Origin of the sequence: Sphingobium indicum BiD32 (assembly GCF_000382885.1) — a bacterium.
Classification (GTDB): Bacteria; Pseudomonadota; Alphaproteobacteria; order Sphingomonadales; family Sphingomonadaceae; genus Sphingobium; species Sphingobium japonicum_C.
In genome coordinates this window covers 1-5,232 of sequence record NZ_CAVK010000066.1, presented here as the reverse complement: position 1 = coordinate 5,232, position 5,232 = coordinate 1, and the positions used below count along the sequence as shown (strand labels likewise).

Sequence of the window (5,232 nt, the reverse complement as noted above, 5' to 3'; positions counted from 1 at the left end):
CGCTCGAAGCGAACGGATGTTGTTTTAGGCGGCAATCCGCACCGGCTCGTCGCCCTGCTCCCGCTTGGCGATCTCATCGGCCCAGTGCAGCACTTCCATCCGTCCGCAATCATGCTCGACCAAAGCGGTGCAGCCTTCCACCCAGTCGCCGTCATTATAATAAGCCACGCCGCCAATCTCGCGCATCTCGGCATTGTGGATGTGGCCGCACACCACGCCATCGACCCCGCGCGCGCCCGCTTCATGCGCGACCACTTCCTCAAACTGGGAAATGAAGGACACGGCATTCTTGACCTTGTGCTTGGCCATTTTGCTGAGCGACCAATAGGGCAGCCCCATCCGTTGCCGCACCGCATTGACCACGACATTCAGCCGCATCAGCGTGGTGTAGGCCGCGTCGCCGACAAAGGCCAGCCAGCGATGCGCCAGCATGATCGTGTCGAATTCATCGCCATGCAGCACCAGCAGCTTGCGCCCGTCGGCGGTGGTATGGATCGCCTTGCGCCGGATTTCCACGCCACCGAAATTCATGCCGGTAAACTGGCGGAACATCTCGTCATGATTGCCGGGGATATAGACGACCCGCGTGCCGCGCTTGGCCCGCTTCATCAACCGCCACACGACGTCATTATGGCTGGCCGGCCAGTAAAAACGCTTCTTCAGCCGCCAGCCGTCGATGATGTCACCCACCAGATAGATGATGTCGCTGTCCACATTGTCGAGGAAATCGATCAGCATCGCCGCGTTGCAACCGCGCGTGCCCAGATGGATGTCGGAAATCCAGATGGTGCGAAACCGGCGACGCTCACCCTGCGTCCGCTCTGGAATGGCAAATGGCTCGTCGCCGTCCTCCGGCAGGTCCGCCAGAAATGGCAGGCGCGTGATGGCGTTCATGATAAGATCCCCAAAGACTGATGCCCTCAGGACCGGCTCCCTACCGCCGCAATGTTACAGTTCCGAAGGGATTGTGACGGAAATGCTACGGTTTGCGATGATTTACGGCGCTCCTCCCACCAGCGGGGAGGGGGGTATCACAGATGGAGCGCGGCTCAATTTACTTCGTCATGCTGAACTCGTTTCAGCATCCATCGCGCGCCATAAGCCTCCGATTGTGACGAGAAATGGATGCTGAAATAAATTCAGCATGACGTGGGGGATAGGGACAACGTCCTGTACGATCCCCATGCCTGAGGGAAGGGCGTGTAGGGTACGCCGCCAGCCCAACGCACCCTCAAACCACCAGCACAATCTTCCCAAAATGCTCACCCGCATCCATCCGCGCATGCGCCTTGCTCGCGTCAGCCAGCGCGAAGCGCTGATCCATCGCCGGGCGCAGCTTCCCTTCCTCCACGAACGACCACACCGTCCGCACCAGCTCATCGGCGACCAGACTCTTGAAGCCCACCGACCGGCCCCGCAGCGTCGATCCGGTGATCGTCAGCCGCCGCTGCATGATCGCGGGAATGAATATGCTCGCCTTCGCCCCGCCCAGCACCGCGATCGACACATGCCGCCCATCCTCGGCCAGGCACTCCAGATTGCGCGGCAGATAATCGCCGCCGACCATGTCCAGCACCGCCTGCACGCCCTGCCCGCCGGTGATCCGCTTCACCTCCGCGACATAATCCTGGGTCTTGTAATTGATCGCCTCGTCCGCGCCCCACGCCTTGGCCTGTGCGCATTTCTCGTCCGACCCGCAGGTGACGATGATCTTCACGTCGAACAGGTTGCACAGCCGAATCGCCATCGTCCCGATCCCGCTGGTCCCGCCATGGACCAGCACCGTGTCGCCACCCACCGCATAGGCGCGCTCGAACAGGTTGGTCCACACGGTAAACAGCGTCTCTGGCAGCGCCGCCGCCTCGGCCATGTCACAGCTATCCGGCACCGGCAGACATTGCCCCGCAGGCGCGACCGCATATTGCGCATAGCCCCCACCCGTCAGCAACGCACAGACACGCTGGCCGACCAGCATGTCCGCCCCGCGCCCGGCCGCAACGACCGTGCCGGACACTTCCAGCCCCGGAATGTCCGAAGCCCCCGGCGGCGGCGGATATTTGCCCTGCCGTTGCAACACATCGGGCCGGTTCACCCCGGCGGCGGCGACGCGGATCAGCACTTCGTCATCGCCCGGCACCGGCACTGCGCGCCGCTCCGGTACCAGCGCGTCGGGACCACCCGGCACAGGGATGGCGATCGCCATCATCTCGCCCGGCACGCGGTTGCCATCGGCCATCGTCGCTTCCCCCAAAAACAGGCTCATGCTGCACTGCACAAAAATCGACAGACAGAGTGAGCGCCCTTATTGACAGAGTGGCCCACAGGGTCAACATTGCCCTGCATGGACAAGGATGATGATCTCCCCCGCCGGGCTGACGATCCACTGGCCCGGCTGCACGCGCAGGATCTGGACCCTTTGTCCGTGGCCGAACTGGACGCCCGCATCGCCGCCCTCAAGGCGGAAATAGCGCGCACAGAAGCGAAAATGGAATACGCCGTTAACCATAAGGCAACCGCCGAGGCGTTATTCAAGCGATGAACCCGCGCCTTGCCCCACGCACCCTTTTGACGGGTTCCACCGGGCACGGTCAGTCTGGCAATTCCGCAGGTTGGGACGCACGTCTTGATCCGGCGTCGAGCAATGCCGACATAAGGTTCAAGACCGCCCTCTTATCGGGCCAGGAGTAGAACAGACATGCCATCTTTCGCACCCGCTCTGGAAACCACCCTCCACAATGCGCTGACCCATGCGTCGGAACGCAAGCATGAATATGCCACGCTGGAGCATCTGCTGTTGGCATTGATTGATGACGAACATGCGTCAAAGGTGATGCAGGCGTGCGGCGTGGAAATCGGCGAACTGGGCGACGCGGTCACCCAATATCTCGACACAGAGCTCGACAGCCTCAAGGTGGAGGGCGCGTCCGACCCCTCGCCCACCAGCGGTTTTCAGCGCGTCGTCCAGCGCGCCATCCTCCATGTGCAGTCGTCCGGCAAGGATGAAGTGACCGGGGCCAACGTCCTCGTCGCGCTCTTTTCCGAACGGGAAAGCTATGCCGTCTATTTCCTGCAACAGCAGGATATGAGCCGTCTCGATGCCGTGAGCTTCATCAGCCATGGCGTCGGCAAGGGTACGCCCGCGCCTGAGCGTCAGGAGACCAAGGGGGCAGCCGAAGAGGAGAAGAAGGTGCAGGACGGCAAGGGTAAGAAGGACAGCGCCCTCGATCAGTTCACCGTCAACCTCAATGAGAAGGCGGCGCGCGGCAAGGTCGATCCCCTCATCGGGCGCGGGCCGGAGGTCGATCGCACCATCCAGATCCTGTGTCGCCGGTCCAAGAATAACCCGCTCTATGTCGGCGATCCCGGCGTCGGCAAGACCGCGATTGCGGAAGGTCTGGCGCGCAAGATCATCGAGGGCGAAGTGCCTGATGTCCTCAAAGAAGCCGTCATCTACTCGCTCGACATGGGGGCGCTGCTGGCCGGCACCCGCTATCGCGGCGATTTCGAGGAACGGTTGAAGGCGGTCGTCACCGAACTGGAAAAACTGCCCCACGCGGTGCTGTTCATCGACGAAATCCACACTGTCATCGGCGCTGGCGCCACCAGTGGCGGCGCGATGGATGCGTCCAACCTCTTGAAACCCGCTCTGTCGGGCGGCACGATCCGCTGCATCGGCTCGACCACCTACAAGGAATTCCGCAACCATTTCGAGAAGGACCGGGCGCTGCTCCGGCGTTTCCAGAAGATCGACGTCAACGAACCCACGATCGAGGATACGATCAAGATTCTCGCCGGGCTGCGCACCGCGTTCGAGGAACATCACCATGTCCGCTACACGCCCGACGCGATCAAGGCAGCGGTGGAACTCTCCGCGCGCTACATCAACGACCGCAAATTGCCCGACAAGGCGATCGACGTGATCGACGAAGTCGGCGCGATGCAGATGCTGGTCGTGCCAAGCAAGCGCAAGAAGGTCATCACCCCCAAGGAGATCGAGCTGGTCATCGCGACCATGGCCCGCATCCCGCCCAAGACCGTCTCGTCCGATGACAAGAGCGTGCTGGAATCGCTGACCACCGACCTCAAAAGGGTGGTGTTCGGTCAGGACAAGGCGATCGAAGTGCTGTCCAGCGCGATCAAGCTGTCGCGCGCGGGCCTGCGTGATCCCGACAAGCCGATCGGCAACTATCTCTTCTCCGGCCCCACCGGCGTCGGCAAGACGGAGGTGGCACGCCAGCTCGCGACCCTGCTCGGCATCCCGCTCCAGCGTTTCGACATGTCGGAATATATGGAACGCCATTCGGTCAGCCGCCTGATCGGTGCTCCTCCGGGCTATGTCGGCTATGATCAGGGCGGCCTGCTGACCGACGCTGTCGACCAGCAACCGCACAGCGTCCTGCTGCTCGACGAAATCGAAAAGGCGCACCCGGACCTGTTCAACATCCTGTTGCAGGTGATGGATAATGGCCGCCTGACCGACCATCACGGCAAGACCGTCGATTTCCGCAACACCATCCTCATCATGACCACCAATGCCGGTGCGTCGGACATGGCGAAGGAAAGCATCGGCTTTGGCGAACTGACGCGCGAGGATGTGCAGGAGGACGCGGTGAAAAAACTCTTCACCCCCGAATTCCGCAACCGCCTCGATGCGATCGTGCCGTTCGGCTACCTGCCGCCGGAAATCGTCGCCCGCGTCATCGACAAATTCGTCCTGCAACTCGAACTGCAACTGGCCGACCGCGACGTCCACATCACCCTGGACGAGGAAGCGAAAGCGTGGCTCACCAAGAAGGGCTATGACAAGCTCTACGGCGCCCGCCCGATGGGCCGCCTGATGCAGGAAAAGATCAAGCAGCCGCTGGCCGAGGAACTGCTCTTCGGCAAGCTGGTCCATGGCGGCGAAGTCCATGTCCATATGAAGGACGAGGCACTGGCCTTCCAGATCACCCCCGCCGCCCCCAAAAAGGGCAAGAAGGGCGGCAAAGCCAAGGCGAGCGAAGGCACGAAATAAGCGCGATTATCGACGCAAACGAAAAGGGCGGCCCGCAACGGCCGCCCTTTTTGTGCCGCGCGCCCAATCTCCCCCGAAACCCGTCATCCCCGCGAAGGCGGGGATCCATCTCTCACCATGCACTGGGTTAGCGATGCCAGAGGAAGTCAGATCGCTAACCGAATAAGAATGTGTAGCGGAATGGCCGCCTTCTTTATCCCCTCCCGCAGGCGGGAGGG

Annotated in this window: 4 protein-coding genes; 2 read left to right on the top strand and 2 right to left on the bottom strand. The window is 62.0% G+C overall.

Annotated features, from left to right (window positions below):
• Positions 1-24 precede the first annotated feature (24 nt).
• Together EBBID32_RS07150 and EBBID32_RS07145 are read right to left on the bottom strand one after the other, a co-directional pair.
• Positions 25-894, bottom strand: a complete 870-nt coding sequence (locus tag EBBID32_RS07150) for a UDP-2,3-diacylglucosamine diphosphatase (RefSeq protein ID WP_006953220.1) — start codon at positions 892-894, stop codon at positions 25-27.
• Between the two features lie 337 nt (positions 895-1,231).
• A complete protein-coding gene (locus EBBID32_RS07145) occupies positions 1,232-2,263 on the bottom strand; it encodes an NAD(P)H-quinone oxidoreductase (RefSeq protein WP_006953218.1) in 1,032 nt (343 codons plus the stop codon).
• A gap of 78 nt (positions 2,264-2,341) precedes the next feature.
• Here EBBID32_RS07145 and EBBID32_RS07140 point away from each other — a divergent pair, with 78 nt between their 5' ends.
• Entirely contained in the window at positions 2,342-2,539 is a 198-nt protein-coding gene (locus EBBID32_RS07140; protein ID WP_006953215.1) for a DUF1192 domain-containing protein, read from the top strand.
• Between the two features lie 156 nt (positions 2,540-2,695).
• Positions 2,696-5,014 carry an ATP-dependent Clp protease ATP-binding subunit ClpA gene (gene clpA, locus EBBID32_RS07135; protein ID WP_006953212.1) on the top strand — a complete coding sequence of 773 codons (2,319 nt, stop codon included), beginning with the start codon at positions 2,696-2,698 and terminating at the stop codon, positions 5,012-5,014.
• Positions 5,015-5,232: the final 218 nt, after the last annotated feature.

Excerpts from the sequence above, each read along its gene's own strand:
- EBBID32_RS07150 (WP_006953220.1), bottom strand. The coding sequence starts at position 894 with ATGAACGCCATCACGCGCCTGCCATTTCTGGCGGACCTGCCGGAGGAC.
- EBBID32_RS07145 (WP_006953218.1), bottom strand. The coding sequence starts at position 2,263 with ATGAGCCTGTTTTTGGGGGAAGCGACGATGGCCGATGGCAACCGCGTG.
- EBBID32_RS07140 (WP_006953215.1), top strand. The coding sequence starts at position 2,342 with ATGGACAAGGATGATGATCTCCCCCGCCGGGCTGACGATCCACTGGCC.
- clpA (WP_006953212.1), top strand. The coding sequence starts at position 2,696 with ATGCCATCTTTCGCACCCGCTCTGGAAACCACCCTCCACAATGCGCTG.